At 63.4% G+C, this 12,420-nt stretch carries 12 protein-coding genes and 5 tRNA genes; 7 read left to right on the plus strand and 10 right to left on the minus strand.

Annotated features, from left to right (window positions below; translation table 11 throughout):
* Nucleotides 1-66 precede the first annotated feature (66 nt).
* On the plus strand, nt 67-1,347 hold the full coding sequence (gene serS, locus KGZ40_08440) for a serine--tRNA ligase (GenBank protein MBS3957536.1): 1,281 nt from the start codon (nt 67-69) through the stop codon (nt 1,345-1,347).
* Between the two features lie 16 nt (nt 1,348-1,363).
* On the opposite strand, the gene KGZ40_08445 is transcribed toward serS, so the two are convergent.
* Nucleotides 1,364-2,623: a poly-beta-1,6 N-acetyl-D-glucosamine synthase gene (locus tag KGZ40_08445; protein MBS3957537.1), complete on the minus strand. Its 1,260-nt coding sequence runs from the start codon at nt 2,621-2,623 to the stop codon at nt 1,364-1,366.
* Nucleotides 2,599-3,030, minus strand: coding sequence for a hypothetical protein (locus KGZ40_08450; protein ID MBS3957538.1), 432 nt, complete (start codon nt 3,028-3,030; stop codon nt 2,599-2,601). Before KGZ40_08450 ends, KGZ40_08445 begins: the two co-directional genes overlap by 25 nt.
* A gap of 178 nt (nt 3,031-3,208) precedes the next feature.
* Here KGZ40_08450 and zwf point away from each other — a divergent pair, with 178 nt between their 5' ends.
* A complete protein-coding gene (gene zwf, locus KGZ40_08455; GenBank protein MBS3957539.1) occupies nt 3,209-5,554 on the plus strand; it encodes a glucose-6-phosphate dehydrogenase in 2,346 nt (781 codons plus the stop codon).
* Nucleotides 5,555-5,556: 2 nt separating this feature from the next.
* On the opposite strand, the gene KGZ40_08460 is transcribed toward zwf, so the two are convergent.
* The 5 genes from KGZ40_08460 to KGZ40_08480 form a co-directional block, all read right to left on the minus strand.
* The gene (locus KGZ40_08460) at nt 5,557-6,048 is read right to left on the minus strand and encodes a TIGR00725 family protein (protein MBS3957540.1); all 492 of its coding nucleotides are present in this window, start codon (nt 6,046-6,048) and stop codon (nt 5,557-5,559) included.
* A gap of 53 nt (nt 6,049-6,101) precedes the next feature.
* Nucleotides 6,102-6,836 carry an SIMPL domain-containing protein gene (locus tag KGZ40_08465; protein ID MBS3957541.1) on the minus strand — a complete coding sequence of 245 codons (735 nt, stop codon included), beginning with the start codon at nt 6,834-6,836 and terminating at the stop codon, nt 6,102-6,104.
* A gap of 154 nt (nt 6,837-6,990) precedes the next feature.
* Nucleotides 6,991-7,067 (minus strand) — tRNA-Arg (locus KGZ40_08470).
* A gap of 51 nt (nt 7,068-7,118) precedes the next feature.
* A tRNA-Ser gene (locus KGZ40_08475) sits at nt 7,119-7,212 on the minus strand.
* Between the two features lie 65 nt (nt 7,213-7,277).
* A tRNA-Ser gene (locus tag KGZ40_08480) sits at nt 7,278-7,365 on the minus strand.
* Nucleotides 7,366-7,393: 28 nt separating this feature from the next.
* Here KGZ40_08480 and tadA point away from each other — a divergent pair.
* Genes tadA through KGZ40_08495 form a run of 3 tightly spaced genes read left to right on the plus strand, consistent with a single transcriptional unit; the run spans nt 7,394 to nt 8,651 of the window.
* Complete coding sequence (gene tadA, locus KGZ40_08485; GenBank protein ID MBS3957542.1) at nt 7,394-7,849, plus strand: tRNA adenosine(34) deaminase TadA; 456 nt, start codon at nt 7,394-7,396, stop codon at nt 7,847-7,849.
* Between the two features lie 33 nt (nt 7,850-7,882).
* Complete coding sequence (locus KGZ40_08490; GenBank protein MBS3957543.1) at nt 7,883-8,428, plus strand: hypothetical protein; 546 nt, start codon at nt 7,883-7,885, stop codon at nt 8,426-8,428.
* Nucleotides 8,421-8,651: a hypothetical protein gene (locus KGZ40_08495; protein ID MBS3957544.1), complete on the plus strand. Its 231-nt coding sequence runs from the start codon at nt 8,421-8,423 to the stop codon at nt 8,649-8,651. Before KGZ40_08490 ends, KGZ40_08495 begins: the two co-directional genes overlap by 8 nt.
* A gap of 25 nt (nt 8,652-8,676) precedes the next feature.
* On the opposite strand, the gene KGZ40_08500 is transcribed toward KGZ40_08495, so the two are convergent.
* Nucleotides 8,677-10,284: a HAMP domain-containing protein gene (locus KGZ40_08500; protein ID MBS3957545.1), complete on the minus strand. Its 1,608-nt coding sequence runs from the start codon at nt 10,282-10,284 to the stop codon at nt 8,677-8,679.
* A 273-nt stretch (nt 10,285-10,557) separates the two neighbouring features.
* On the opposite strand from KGZ40_08500, the gene KGZ40_08505 reads away from it, so the two are divergent.
* Both KGZ40_08505 and KGZ40_08510 read left to right on the plus strand, forming a co-directional pair.
* Nucleotides 10,558-10,651: transfer RNA gene (locus KGZ40_08505), tRNA-Ser, on the plus strand.
* Nucleotides 10,652-10,775: 124 nt separating this feature from the next.
* Nucleotides 10,776-10,868 (plus strand) — tRNA-Ser (locus KGZ40_08510).
* Nucleotides 10,869-11,085: 217 nt separating this feature from the next.
* On the opposite strand, the gene KGZ40_08515 is transcribed toward KGZ40_08510, so the two are convergent.
* On the minus strand, nt 11,086-11,604 hold the full coding sequence (locus KGZ40_08515; GenBank protein MBS3957546.1) for a universal stress protein: 519 nt from the start codon (nt 11,602-11,604) through the stop codon (nt 11,086-11,088).
* Between the two features lie 112 nt (nt 11,605-11,716).
* The coding region (locus KGZ40_08520) for a DUF3360 family protein (GenBank protein MBS3957547.1) at nt 11,717-12,420 on the minus strand (704 nt) is incomplete at its 5' end.

Genomic DNA, 12,420 nt, shown 5'->3' on the forward strand with positions numbered 1-12,420 from the left:
AGAGAAGCGGTGCGTCTTCGCTATACTCCTCGGCAGGTTCGCGAAGCCACGCCCAGGGAGGCCTCGATGCTCGATGCCACATACGTCCGCGACAATGCCGAAGCGGTTCGCGCCGCGATGTCATCGCGTGGCGATCGATGGGACGTCGATGCCTTTCTCGCGCTCGACGAACGGCGCCGGGAACTCATTGGCCAGGTGGAGGCGCGTCAGGCACGGCGCAATGAGGCGTCCAAGCTCATCGGCGGACTCATGAAAGACGGCAAACGCGACGAGGCAGACGCGCTCAAAGAAGAGGTCCGCGTTCTCAATGGCGAGATCTCCCAGATCGAGACACACCTCGCCGAGGTCGACGAAGACGCTCGAGGACTGCTGCTGACCGCCCCCAACATCCCCGACGCGAGCGTGCCCGCAGGCGCCAGCGAGGAGGACAACATCGAGGTGCGCCGGTGGGGTACGCCGCGCGCGTTTGACTTCGAGCCGAAGGCGCACTGGGACTTAGGGCCCGAGACGGGCCTCATAGACTTCGAGCGCGGCGTGAAGCTCGCCAAGTCGCGCTTCGTGGTTCTTGGCAGGGAGGGCGCGCGGCTCACGCGGGCGCTCATCAACCTCATGCTCGATACGCATGGCGCCAACGGCTACCGCGAGTGGTGGGTGCCCGTTCTCGCCAACGCTGAGACGCTGACCGGCACCGGCAACCTGCCCAAGTTCGAAGACGACCTCTTCAAGACCACCGAGGGGCTCTATCTCATTCCTACCGCCGAGGTTCAGCTCACCAATCTCCACCGCGACGAGGTGCTCGAGGCGGCCACGCTCCCGCTCCACTACACCGCCTACACGCCGTGCTTCCGCGAGGAGGCGGGCAGCGCAGGCCGAGACACCCGCGGCATGATCCGCGTGCACCAGTTCGACAAGGTAGAGCTAGTCAAGTTCGCGCGTCCGGAGGAGTCCATGGACGCTCTCGAAGGCATGGTTCGCGACGCCGAGAACATCTTGGAACTGCTCGGTTTGCCCTATCGCACGGTAGTACTGTGCACCGGCGACATGGGTTTTGCCGCCGCCAAGACCTACGACATCGAGGTGTGGCTCCCAAGCTACAACGGCTACAAAGAGATTTCGAGTTGCAGCAATTGCACGGACTTCCAGGCGCGCCGAGCAGCCATCAAATACCGCGAACCGGGTGCGTTCAAGGGCTCGCGCTTCGTGCACACACTAAACGGCTCGGGACTTGCCGTGGGCCGCACGCTTGTCGCCGTCATCGAAAACTACCAGCGCGCTGACGGTTCCATCGAGGTTCCTGACGCACTCAGACCATACCTCGGCGGTCAGAGCGAGATCGTCCCTTACTAAGCGCGGCGGCCGCCCGTCAATCTGTGCTTCTCGGCGTGCGCCAGATCCCTGACCCGTACGGCCTGAGCAAGCCCGCAGGCGTTGCGATGACGGTGATGATCGCCATCTGTACCCAGTAGATGATCGGATAGAGGGCCGCCCACGCGTAGTAGCGGGTCACCTCGGGGTCGTAGCGGCGGTCGAGCGCAACGCCGACTCCAAGCTGCACGAGGGACATTGTGGCGATCAGCATGCCCCACCATGCCGGTACCGGTGTCGCGCCTAGGAGCGGAGCGCCGAGCGCCCACGTCACGAGCCACATCACCGTCAGCACAACGAACGTGTACGCCCACACGATCGACAGCGAAGCCTCGATGAAGACCGGGTAGATGCGCCTGTGTCGCCAGTCGAGCCAGATGTCGGAGTTGCGCCGGAGCACCTGGGCGAGCCCTTTGGCCCAGCGCAGGCGCTGTCTCCATAGTGACTGCAGGGTTGGCGGCACCTGCATGTAGACTTTGGCGCGGGGCTCGTATCGCACATCGAAGAAGTGGCGCTGGAACTTCCACGAGGTCGAGATGTCCTCAGTCGCCGCGTCGTGCACGAACAGGCCCACATGCTCGATGGCCCGGATACGGTAGAGCCCGATGACCCCCGAGACCGTCATGACTCGGCCCCACACGACCTGCGCTCGTTTGAGCAGGGAGACGATCGATGAGAACTCCACCGTCTGAATCTTGGCGAGTAGCTTGTCGCGGTTTCGCACGCGCGGGTTGCCGGTGACCGCGGCAAGCCGGGGGTTGCGCAAGAAGTGCGGCACCATCCACCGCAGCGCGTCCGGAGCCGGAACGGCGTCACCGTCGATGATCATCACGAATTCCCCCGTGACGAGCGGCAAGACGTCGTTGATGGCCAGGGCTTTGCCCTCGTTGAGCGTCTTGTGCACGACGCGCACGCGCGCATCGTCGCAGAAGGACAGCGCCTTTTCGAGGGTGTCATCAGGAGAGCCGTCATCCACGATGACGATCTCGAGGTGCGGGTAGTCCATCTCGAGGAGACCGCGGATCGTCCGGCAGATGGTGAGGCCCTCTTGGTATGCGGGCACGAGTACGGTGACCGGCGGCAGCCCCTCGTTGGGGATTCGGTAGAAGTCAGCGTCTTCTTCCCGTTCCCGGCGGAACCAGTAGATGAGCGAGGTCCACACCCACATGAGCGCCGAGAAAAGCGGATAGAGGGCGAAGAACGCCGCCGCGGCGATGTAGACAGGCGACTCGGCTATGCTGAGCACGATGTCGTGCACGACGCTTCCTTTTCATCTGTTGTGGCCGGAGGGCGGGTGCCAGGCTCGTATGATTTGATCGGCCCGTTTGGGCCTTCGAGCACACGCACGATGACGAAACGTTCGTAGGCGAGCGTGTCAAAATCCGCGATCACGGTGCGGTCGAGCGTGTCACGGGAGTAGTCGTGCCCTCCATCGGGGATGCGCATGCGCGGCCCCTTTCGGTGGTAGAGCCTCACGTTGTAGCGGACCCACAACGACGTCGAGACAACGACGAGCAGACTGAACGCCGCAATGGCCGCGATGTCTCGCAGCTGGTCCTCGATCGGTCCACGCAGCGCGAACGCCCACCACCACATGGCGGCAAACGCGAGCCATGCGGCGATGGCGACGAGTAACTGGAACATCTGTGAGATGCGAGCCTTCATGGGCCCTTCTCCTGAAAATGCAAACGGTCAAACGCGTTGCTAATGGTGGTATCGGGCGTGGAGCGAGCTTGCTACAGCGACCACCGCGCGCTATTTCCGGAAATGCGGCGGCGCCTCGGCTCGCCGCCGGGGAAACATAACTGCAGTGAAGCCCCTCGCCGCCACTGGAGGCACCCCCATGCCTGAGCAGCGCATGCCCACCATTTTAACCGTCTTTGGCGCGACCGGCGACTTGATGGCCCGCAAGATCGTGCCGGCGCTCTTTTACCTCGCGAGGAAGGGCGTACTTCCCGAGCGGTTCGCCGCCGTTGGCTACTCGCGGCGCGACTGGAGCGACGACGACCTGCGCACGCGCGTCAGCGAGATGCTCGCAGAACGCTACCCCGACGCGCCGGTAGCCGACGTCGAGAAGTTCTGCGCACGCTTCACGTACGCGCGCGGCACGTTCGATGACCTGTCTGGCTACGGTGGGCTCGCGCGGCATCTGCGCGCTATAGAGGAGCAGTGGGACGTGTGCGCCAACAAGCTGTTCTATCTCGCGGTCCCGCCCGAGCACTACCGCACGATCTTCGAGCGTCTCGCTGAAAGCGGCCTTACCGAGCCGTGCAGCGATCTGAGCGGCTGGACGCGTGTGCTCGTGGAAAAGCCGTTCGGTGACGATGAGCGCACGTCACGTGAGCTCGACGAGTTGCTCGGCGGTCTCTTCCTTGAAGAGCAGGTGTACCGTATCGACCACTACCTCGGCAAAGAGATGCTCCAGGGGATCATGAACTTCCGGTTCACCAACAATCTCTTCGAGTCGTCGTGGAATCGTGAGGCGATCGAATCAATCGAGATATCCCTGCTCGAATCGATCGGCGTGGAGCATCGAGGCCGTTTCTACGACGGAGTAGGCGCGCTTCGCGACGTTGGCCAGAACCACATACTCCAGATGCTTGCGCTCATCGCTATGGACCAGCCACATGGCCGCGATGCGGCCGCGATTCGCGAGGCGCGCACTGGGTTCCTGCGAACGCTGCGCCCCCTTTCTTCCGATCAGGCCGCTCACGCCAGCTTCCGTGCGCAGTACGAGGGATATCGCGAGATCGAAGGGGTCGCCGCCGACTCGATGACCGAGACGTACTTCAGGATGCGCTTCGAGCTTTCCGGACGCAGGTGGAGCGGGGTGCCGGTCACGGTCGAGGCGGGCAAGCGCCTCGGTGAGCCGCGCAAGGAGATCGTCGTCACCTTTCGCAATCCGCCGGTCTGCATGTGCGAGAACGGGACGCACGTGCGCAACCGTGTTGTCTTCCGCCTCGAGCCCACCGACTCGATCTCCATCACGTTTTGGGCCAAGAAGCCCGGTTTCGAGCACGAGGTCGAGGAGCGCACACTCGATTTCTTCCTCTACGAGAAGGCCGAGAAGGTCCAGTATGTCGAGGAGTACGCCACGTTGTTGCTCGACGCGATCGACGGCGACCAGACGCTCTTCGTTGCGACAGCGGAGGTGGCCGCGATGTGGGCGTTTATCGATCCGGTCGTCCGTTCATGGGAGGAAAACGCCGTCCCGCTGCACACGTACGAGCCGGACTCCGCCGAGGTCACCACACGCGCTACCGAGGCGCTTGCCGCCCCATCATTGAGGGGTCAGGTGGGCATCGTGGGACTCGGCAAGATGGGCGCCGCGCTCGCTCTTAATATGCGTGAGCGGCGGTGGGAGATAGTCGGCTACAACCGTTCCGCCGACAAGACCCGCCAGCTCGAATCCAGCGGCATCCGTGGCGCGTACTCGCTTGCCGAGCTTGTCTCGGCGCTCGACCCGCCCCGCATCGTGTGGCTCATGCTCACTGCGGGCGGACCGGTCGACGAGATCCTCTTTGGGTCCGGCGGGCTTTCTGATTTACTCGACTGCGGCGACATCGTCATCGATGGCGGCAACTCCCGCTTCGATGCCGCGCCCATCCGCGCCGCGCACCTCGCCGAGCGGGGCATCGGCTATCTTGACTGCGGCACGAGCGGCGGTCCCGCGGGCGCGCGGAACGGGGCGTGCCTCATGATCGGGGGGCGTGCCCAGCACTTCTCGGCGGCAGAAGCGCTCTTCGCGGACGTGGCGTTGCCCGGCGGCTATCGCTTTTTCGAAGGCCACGGTGCGGGACACTTCGTCAAGATGATTCATAACGGCATCGAGTACGGGATGATGCAGGCCATAGCCGAGGGGTTCGCGATGATGCGCGAGAGCGACTACGAGCTCGATCTTGAGCGCGTGGCCGACGTCTACCAGCATGGGAGCGTGATCGAGTCGCGGCTAGTGGGCTGGCTTGCCGAGGCGTTTGGGGTGTGGGGCGAAGAGCTCGACGGCGTGAGCGGGGTGGTGGGGCATACCGGCGAGGGCGCTTGGACGGTCGAGTTCGCCGAGGAGCACGGGCTGGAGGCGCGCGTCATCCGCGGTGCGCTCCAGTTTCGCCAGGCGTCCGAACGTGATCCGAGCTACGCGGGGCGGCTGCTCTCCGCGATGCGTAACCGCTTTGGCGGACATGCCGTGTGAGCCTAGGGGATCTTACTCGCTTCGAGAAAGCGCTCGATGGCGGCGAGTCCCGAGGACACGTCGGGAACCACCGCAAGACGCTCGCCTCCGATGCGCCGCGGATGTTCGCCCGGGTCCCAGCCGATGACCACCACCGGGCGCCTGGAGTTGAGGGCATGTGCGATCTCCGACAGGGTGCCCGCGCCGCCTTGCAGCGCGACGACTACGTGGCTTGAGAGCACGTTGATCACGTTGCGGGCATCCCCCATGCCGGTCAGCACGGCTAGGTCGACGCCCGGTGCGATACCGGAGTGGTCGTCGCCGGGGAGAATGCCGACGACGAGTCCGCCCATGGCCGAGGCGCCCTCGGCCGATGCGGCCATCACTCCGCTGTCGCGACCGCCGTTGAGTAGCACCCATCCGCGCGCGGCTATCGCGCTGCCCAGCTCGCGGGCGAGCGCGCATGTCGCCGCGTCGGCGTGTCCGGCTCCCATGACCCCGATGATCGTGCGCATCCTGAGCCCTCCCAGTGGGAGTGTAGCGCACACAGGCGTGACAGCCGCCGTGTCTACTCGAGCCCGAAGATCACCGTGACCTGAGCTGTAATGTCGAGTTGTCCCGGTTCGACAGGAACCATATCCGCCGCATAGGGCGCCGCGCCCATCTCAGCGCGATAACCCCAGACCGGTGGGGCCGAGACGACCGTTTCGGTCAGCGTTCTGACCGCCCCGAGAGACCTGCCGCCCGCCCGCGCCATGGCTTCCGCGCGTGAACGTGCGTCTGCGACCGCGTCTTCGATGGCCTTGGCGTTTGCGTCCGCGTCATCGTCGAGCGTGAACATCGGCCCGCTGATCTCTGTGCTGCCCGCGTCACTCGCCGCCGAGATCACCTGACCGACGGTCGCAAGGTCGCGGACCTTCACCCTCACCGAGATCGAGGCTCGGTATCCGGTGACACGCGGCCCTTCGCCTTCACGTTGCGCGTACTCGGGATAGACGCGCACATCCGCGGTCTGGATATCTTCCCCGGCGACCCCAGCTTCGCGTACCGCCGCGGAGATCGCCTCAGCGACTTTGGAGACCGCCGCGAGCGCCGTCTCGGCCTGGGGGGCGCTCTCAGTCGCACCGAACGTGAGTACCGCCGTGTCCGGAGGTGCGAGGGCGGTTCCTTGGCCGTGGGCGGTGACCGTATCGGGCATCGCGGCATCTGGCGACGAAACCACCGTGGTGGTACCGCATCCGCTCACCGCAAGCGCCATCACCACGATGAGCGCAAGCGCTCCGGCGAGACGTGTTCTTCGCATCATGTCCTCCTCGGCAGGGTACCGCCGACACCCCTTCTGGTGACGGCTTACATCGAGTGAGACGTCACGGGGACGGTGCTGGTTCACGCTGGGATAGCGATTACCGCGAGAACGGCGAAAGCCCCGCGCGAGGCGGGGCTTTCGGGTGGTACGGTGGCGCGCCCTGAGAGATTCGAACTCCCGACCTTCTGATTCGTAGTCAGACGCTCTATCCGGCTGAGCTAAGGGCGCATACCCGAAACGGGCTGTGCAATCCTGCCAGGATGCAGGTGTTATGTCAACTGGCGGAGAGTGAGGGATTCGAACCCTCGAAGGAGCGGTTAGCCCCTTACTCGCTTAGCAGGCGAGCGCCTTCAGCCGACTCGGCCAACTCTCCGTCGTGCGCGTCATGCGGACGTGCCGAGATATTGTAGCAGGGGCTTGTTTTGCGCGACAGCGCGATGGCGGAGGGGGAGGGATTCGAACCCTCGGAGCCTTGCGGCTCGCTGGTTTTCAAGACCAGTGCATTCAACCACTCTGCCACCCCTCCGTGCGCAGGAAAGTGTAGCATGCGAGGTATGGATGCAGACGAGATCTACATGCGGATGGCCCTCGATGAGGCCCGATCAGCCGAGTCGATCGGAGAGGTTCCCATCGGAGCGGTGGTCGTGTGCGAAGGAGCAGTAGTCGCACGCGGTCACAACCGGCGCGAGATCGACTCGGATCCCGCCGGTCACGCGGAGTTTATCGCTATCAGGGAGGCTTCGCGCAAGTTGGGGCGCTGGCGCCTCGCGGACTGCACAGTCTACGTGACGCTTGAGCCGTGCCCGATGTGTGCGGGCCTCATGCACCAGGCTAGGATCGCGCGCCTCGTCTACGGGGTTTCCGATCCCAAGGCAGGCGCTGTGGGCACACTCTACGACCTCTCCAACGACGAGCGCCTCAACCACCGGTTCGATGTCACGCGCGGTGTCTGCGAAGCGGAGGCGGGGGCGATGCTGTCTGATTTCTTCCGGCGCTTGAGAGAGCGCTGAGAGGCGTGTAGGCGACGACGTGAAGGATGCCGTATGCTTAAACTCGCGATGCGTACCCCGGTTTCCGCCGAGACGAGCAGATTCCTACCGGATGGAGGCGCGATGATGAGGCCTGCGAGGTTGGTGATGATGACGGTCGCGGTGCTTTGTGCGGCTCCGGCGTTTGCCGTGGCGACTTCGGAGAGCGCCGTCACGGCTCCGGCGTGGCTTGGTTTTGGGATGGGAGGCTTCGCGCTGGTTGTCTCGGCGTTGCTTCTCGTCGAGGTCGCGGCGTTGAGGCGCCTAGCCGAGGGCTCGGCCTTCTCCGACAACATGGCGTACGTGATGGCGGGGATCGTCGCGCTTGCCGCCTCGGCGCTTGCGGGATGGGTCGCGCTGCTCGATCCGGTGGGGTTAGGCGGCGATCTCGTCAGCATCGTGTCCGACGCCCTGGTAGGCGTGGGGATGGTTCTCCTCGGCGTGTACTTTTTCCGGGTGCGCCGGGCGATGAAGCGTTACCTGTCGGTGCTCTCAAGCGTCGAGCCGCTCGCGTCGGTGCAGTCGGATGCCACCGCCCGCGAGGAGCCTCCGGGTGTCTAGCCTGCTTGCGACACGTATCGAAGAGGTGCTACGGCCTGTGATCGGCACCGTGCTCGCGACGGTGTCTGTCGATGTCGAGGCGAAACGCATCGGGAAGTCGGTGGACACATTAGAACGCAGGGATCTGCCCGTGATCGCCGAGAATCTCGCCGAGGCGCTTAAGCTGGTCGTTGGACCGGACGTCGCGATGGCCGCTTCACAGCGGGTACGAGAGCTACTCTGACACCGTTCGTTGTGCTCGCGATGGTTTACAGCGAGTCATCCGCGTCTTGTGGCGGGCACGGCGCGCGTTCGGGCAGCCACACCGTGAACGTCGTGCCTACCCCCGGTGTGCTCTGTGCGCCTATCCGTCCGCCGAGGATCTCCGTCAGGCTTCGTGCGATCGCGAGGCCGAGTCCAGCGCCCTCGGCGACATGCCCGTCTGGGGGAGCGAGCTGCGCGAACTCCGCGAAGATCTCTTCAATCCTCTCGGGGGGCATGCCAACGCCGGTGTCTGCGACCGTGAAGCACGCCCCGCCGTCGCCGGTGCGGCGGATCGAGAGGGTGACGATCCCGCGCTCAGTGAATTTGACCGCGTTGCCGAGCAGGTTCATGAGCACCTGCTCGATACGGCCCGGATCGGAGAAGATGTATCCGGCGTCGTCAATCTCCGATTCGAACGCGAGTCCTTTGAGGCGGGCCAGTGGCTCCGCGTAGCCGGTGAGGTTCTCGCCGATACTTTCTAGGTCCACGAGCTCGCATCTCAGCTCGACGCCGCCCGCCGCGATCACGGAGATGTCGAGCAGGTCGTTGACGAGGCCGAGCAGTTTGACGCCCGACCGCGAGATCATGCGAAGCTGGGTCTCTTGTTCTTTGGTGATATCTCCCGGAACCCGTGAGAGCAGGACTGAGCTAAAACCAATAATGGAGTTGAGCGGAGTTCGCAGCTCATGGCTCATCCGCGCGATGAAACGGTCCTTTGCCTGCGTTGCTTCCACCAGCTGTTGGTTGGTTTCCACGAGCTGCGTTGTTCTCCGCTCGACCGTCTCTTCGATGTCGCGCTTCGCATCCCGGAGAGCGTGCTCGACCGTTTGCCGCTCGGCAATCTCTGACAGCAGTGCGCTGTTCGACGCGGCAAGCGAGGCAGCCATCTCGTCAAATGCGCGGGCTACCTCACGGATCTCGGTTCCGCGCATCTCACCGAATCGGAACTCGAGGTTGCCGGCAGCCAGTTGTAGCGCCCCCTCGCGCAGTCGCGACAGCGGGCGCGAGACAGTCCTCCAGTTCCACCACGAGGCCGCGCCGACGGTGAGTATGGCGGCGAACGCGATCAGGCCGCCGATCATCGAGATGCGTGATTGAATCCGGGACTGGTCTTCCGAGAGCGTGGCACGGAACTCCATGGTGGCGTTAGAAAGGTCTTGCTCGGTGAGCCGGAGTTGCTGGGCGATGCGGATCCCGTGGGCGTCGAGGCCCGTGTGCAGTAGTTCCGGGTTCGCATCGACGTGGCCAGTGAGTGCGGTGAACAGTGTCGCGAGGCGTTCGTGATAGGGCACGAGTTTGTCGGACAGGGCGACGACTGTTTCGTCGCATCCGCCGGTGGTGGCGAGCGCTTCACCGAGCGCTTCATGTTGCGACCACCAAAGATCGGCCGTTTGCTTGTCGGGGGTCACGGTGTAGTCGCCGGTCAGTAGGGCGAGCTCGAACACCGCGATAGAGATCTGCCGAGCGCGAGTGGCGCAACGATCCCAGTGCAGGGACTGCGAGACTGAAACGAGCAGTACCGTCGCGAGCGCCAAGGTGAACAGGGACGCGAGCACCGCGACGGCTGTCATCCGTGCGCGAATGCTCATGGCGAGCGCGAGGTTAAGCCGCATGCGACACCTCTCCTGCGGTACCGCGAACGACGGTGGAGCCAATTGTGCTGCCTGCTCCTCCGAGGCGATACCCTTATCAGAGATTATGCGCTGTTTTACGTGCTTCGACACGCTGAGGCAGGGAAGCCGCCTGGGCTGCGGGAGCATCGCTCGGAGCTGAGGTGCCGCGCTGCGGTGCGAATTGCGGTGCGAATTGCCCGCACAGCGCCAGCCCGATATACTCGCGGGTGCCGCTCGACGGTGCCCGCAAGCGAGCACCGTCGCACCACATCCGGAGAGCTGGCCGAGCGGCTGAAGGCGCACGACTGGAAATCGTGTATACGGGCTTGAACCCGTATCGAGGGTTCGAATCCCTCGCTCTCCGCCACTGCACGCTACGACGGGAGCGCTCCCCAGAGGGGCGCAGAGGGGCGCTCCCGTTGCCCGGCTTGGCCGCCCTCGCTATACTCGCCTTTGCGTTCGCGGCCGCCTCGCGCGGCCCGCGCCACCGCGGAGAGGTGGCAGAGTGGTTGAATGCGGCGGTCTCGAAAACCGTTGTACGGGCAACCCCCGTACCGAGGGTTCGAATCCCTCCCTCTCCGCCATTGTGATGTCTCAGGACATCGTGGACAGATGTGTCACGACATCGTGGACACATCAGAACGACCGATGGCCTGATAGTTCTTGGTCGGATCGAGGGTGAGGTGCCTCAGCACCTCACCCTCTTCCGTCAAGATACGGACATCGAGATCGAGGAGACCCTAACACTTCAGACGGTACTCATTTCGGGGGCCGGACCAGCCGGCGATGACTCGCGGTAATCTAGTGGACCACCATGACAGGGCATTTAGACAATCGAGTGACTTTGTCCGCAGTGCTCCCGATGAGTATTCTGCTTATGCCGGTCAATCCAGTGGTTCCCATGACGATGAGGTCCACTTTCTCGCGTTCGGCCACCTTAAGGATCGTCTCGGTCGCTCTTCCATGTTCAATCAGTGTGGTCACCCTCACACCTTGCTCTTCTCCGAGTGTTGCGGCGATCTCAAGGCCGGCCTCGGCCATGAGAAGCGACTCTGGTTTTCCGATCCTGTCGTAGTACTCGGTCAATATGCCATGAACATCTACGGACTCATCCACTACGTGCTTGTCGGATCCCAATTGAGCAAGCACGTCGTACCCTCGCGCACCTACATCAACCAAAGTGGTGTTGACGCTGAGTGCGAGAACGTCTGCGCCCTTATCCCGCGCCATCTCTATGGCATGCCTGATCGCACGTATCGACGGCTCCGAGCCATCGGTCGCGACCATGATCTTCTTGATCTTCTCTATCTCAGTCATCATGCTCTGCCGTCTCCTTCAACCTCTAAGTGGAATGTGTCCCCTTCTTTCAAGACCTCCCTTAGCATCGGCGCCTTCAGACCTGGTCACCAAGGGAATGGACTTGCTACGACTCCTATATGAGCGCAGGAATTCCGGGGATCAGTCCCGCAGCCGCCATCGCAACCGTGCATATCACCCACATCGCAAGCGGTATGGCAACGCGGTCAATGGGCACCAAGCTTCTTGTCCTCTCGGCGTCCCCAAGTACGCCACTGTTATCAAGCAGCATCGCCAGCGACCATCCGAACACCGGGTTGATGAGCGCTGAGCCGAATATGCATAGCCCTGCACCCCAAGAATCCATCTTGGTCTGAATCATCTGCATACCGGCTTCGAGTAGCGGGAGAAACACCCCGACAATGAGGGCAACCCTGAGCATCGGCGGCCATACTGCCATATCCATCGGATACCCGATAAGAGATGCAAGAATACAGCCGATTCCTGTCAGTATCGCACCCGCGGGAATCGGTCGCTTGGCGATTCCCGCGGGGATTATGTAAGTTCCCCACGACGACGTGAGATTTCCGCCGCCCAGAACGCTTCCGACTGCTTGCCGCACAGAGCAGACGACCATCGTGTCGTCGACGTGCATGAACACTTTCTCTGATCCCTTTGGATAGTTCACTTCCTGGAAGATGCGGTGACTCAGGAAGTCCGGGGGCCACATGGCGATCGCAAGTATGGCAAACGGCAATACTGCGATGAAATGTCCAAGGTCCGGCATCCCCAGCATCCATCCGGTACCCTCTCCCCACCAGTAGAACGGATTCAGGTTCG

It is taken from the genome of Clostridiales bacterium (assembly GCA_018333995.1).
Taxonomy (GTDB): Bacteria; Actinomycetota; Coriobacteriia; order Anaerosomatales; family SLCP01; genus JAGXSG01.

Coding starts and splice junctions, on each gene's coding strand:
- serS (MBS3957536.1), top strand. CDS start 67: ATGCTCGATGCCACATACGTCCGCGACAATGCCGAAGCGGTTCGCGCC.
- KGZ40_08450 (MBS3957538.1), bottom strand. CDS start 3,030: ATGAAGGCTCGCATCTCACAGATGTTCCAGTTACTCGTCGCCATCGCC.
- zwf (MBS3957539.1), top strand. CDS start 3,209: ATGCCTGAGCAGCGCATGCCCACCATTTTAACCGTCTTTGGCGCGACC.
- KGZ40_08460 (MBS3957540.1), bottom strand. CDS start 6,048: ATGCGCACGATCATCGGGGTCATGGGAGCCGGACACGCCGACGCGGCG.
- KGZ40_08465 (MBS3957541.1), bottom strand. CDS start 6,836: ATGCGAAGAACACGTCTCGCCGGAGCGCTTGCGCTCATCGTGGTGATG.
- tadA (MBS3957542.1), top strand. CDS start 7,394: ATGGATGCAGACGAGATCTACATGCGGATGGCCCTCGATGAGGCCCGA.
- KGZ40_08490 (MBS3957543.1), top strand. CDS start 7,883: ATGCTTAAACTCGCGATGCGTACCCCGGTTTCCGCCGAGACGAGCAGA.
- KGZ40_08500 (MBS3957545.1), bottom strand. CDS start 10,284: ATGCGGCTTAACCTCGCGCTCGCCATGAGCATTCGCGCACGGATGACA.
- KGZ40_08515 (MBS3957546.1), bottom strand. CDS start 11,604: ATGATGACTGAGATAGAGAAGATCAAGAAGATCATGGTCGCGACCGAT.